The following is a 2,013-nucleotide window of genomic DNA, read 5'->3' on the forward strand; positions in this document are numbered from 1 at the left end:
CAACGACATGGTTCGTGCGTTCAGAACCGCACAGTGGACGCGACAATCATCTTGTTGACCTGACACCCTGCAGCAACAGCTGTGGGTAGGTGTGTGTGGTCAAGCCCTCGGCCTGTTAGTACCGGTCAGCTCCACACCTTGCGGTGCTTCCACTTCCGGCCTATCAACCCGCTGGTCTGGGCGGGGGCCTTACCCGGTTAACCCGGTGAGAGACCTCATCTTGAAGCGAGCTTCCCGCTTAGATGCTTTCAGCGGTTATCCCTGCCGAACGTAGCTAACCAGCAGTGCACCTGGCGGTACAACTGGCACACCAGAGGTTCGTCCGTCCCGGTCCTCTCGTACTAGGGACAGCTCTTCTCAAGTCTCTTACGCGCACGGCGGATAGGGACCGAACTGTCTCACGACGTTCTAAACCCAGCTCGCGTACCGCTTTAATGGGCGAACAGCCCAACCCTTGGGACCTACTCCAGCCCCAGGATGCGACGAGCCGACATCGAGGTGCCAAACCATCCCGTCGATATGGACTCTTGGGGAAGATCAGCCTGTTATCCCCGGGGTACCTTTTATCCGTTGAGCGACACCGCTTCCACATGCCAGTGCCGGGTCACTAGTCCCAGCTTTCGCTCCTGCTCGACCCGTCGGTCTCACAGTCAAGCTCCCTTGTGCACTTGCACTCGACACCTGATTGCCAACCAGGCTGAGGGAACCTTTGGGCGCCTCCGTTACATTTTGGGAGGCAACCGCCCCAGTTAAACTACCCACCTGACACTGTCCCTGATCCGGATCACGGACCGAGGTTAGACATCCAATTCGACCAGAGTGGTATTTCAACGGCGACTCCACGAACACTGGCGTGCCCGCTTCGCAGTCTCCCACCTATCCTACACAAGCCGAACCGAACACCAATATCAAGCTATAGTAAAGGTCCCGGGGTCTTTCCGTCCTGCCGCGCGTAACGAGCATCTTTACTCGTAGTGCAATTTCGCCGAGCCTGTGGTTGAGACAGCTGAGAAGTCGTTACGCCATTCGTGCAGGTCGGAACTTACCCGACAAGGAATTTCGCTACCTTAGGATGGTTATAGTTACCACCGCCGTTTACTGGCGCTTGAGTTCTGAGCTTCGCCTTGCGGCTAACCCGTCCCCTTAACGTTCCAGCACCGGGCAGGCGTCAGTCCGTATACATCGTCTTACGACTTCGCACGGACCTGTGTTTTTAGTAAACAGTCGCTTCTCACTGGTCTCTGCGGCCACCCACCGCTGCCCCGCGCAAGGCGGTTCACAGCAGATGGCCCCCCTTCTCCCGAAGTTACGGGGGCATTTTGCCGAGTTCCTTAACCACAGTTCGCTCGATCGCCTCGGTATTCTCTACCTGACCACCTGAGTTGGTTTGGGGTACGGGCCGCTCGGAACTCGCTAGAGGCTTTTCTCGGCAGCATAGGATCATCCAATTCGCCTCATTCGGCTATGCGTCAGGCCTCACCCTGTGTGTGGGACGGATTTACCTACCCCACGGGCCACACCCTTGCACCGGTACTACCACTCACCGGTAGGACTACCTTCCTGCGTCACCCCATCGCTTGCCTACTACCAGTCCGGGTCCCCAGCTAATCCGGATTGCCCACAAGTGGGCGCACCGGCGTCGGTGGGTTAGCATCGCTGGGTTCAGCATGGGCGTTCCTTCGCGGGTACGGGAATATCAACCCGTTGTCCATCGACTACGCCTGTCGGCCTCGCCTTAGGTCCCGACTCACCCTGGGCGGATTAGCCTGGCCCAGGAACCCTTGGTCTTCCGGCGGGGGAGGTTCTCACTCCCCTCTCGCTACTCATGCCTGCATTCTCACTCGTGTGGCGTCCACGGCTGGATCACTCCGCCGCTTCGACCGCCACACGACGCTCCCCTACCCATCCACACACCTGGCCGGACCCTCAAGGGATCCGACGGGAAAAGTGTGAATGCCACGGCTTCGGCGGTGTGCTTGAGCCCCGCTACATTGTCGGCGCGGAACCACTTGA

General features: G+C 58.8%; 1 rRNA gene. It reads right to left on the reverse strand.

The window, feature by feature from the left end:
• Nucleotides 1-95: 95 nt before the first annotated feature.
• Nucleotides 96-2,013 (reverse strand): 23S ribosomal RNA (locus GCU60_RS13750); the annotation flags it as partial.

Origin of the sequence: Blastococcus saxobsidens (assembly GCF_010682065.1) — a bacterium.
GTDB classification, from domain to species: Bacteria; Actinomycetota; Actinomycetes; order Mycobacteriales; family Geodermatophilaceae; genus Blastococcus; species Blastococcus saxobsidens_B.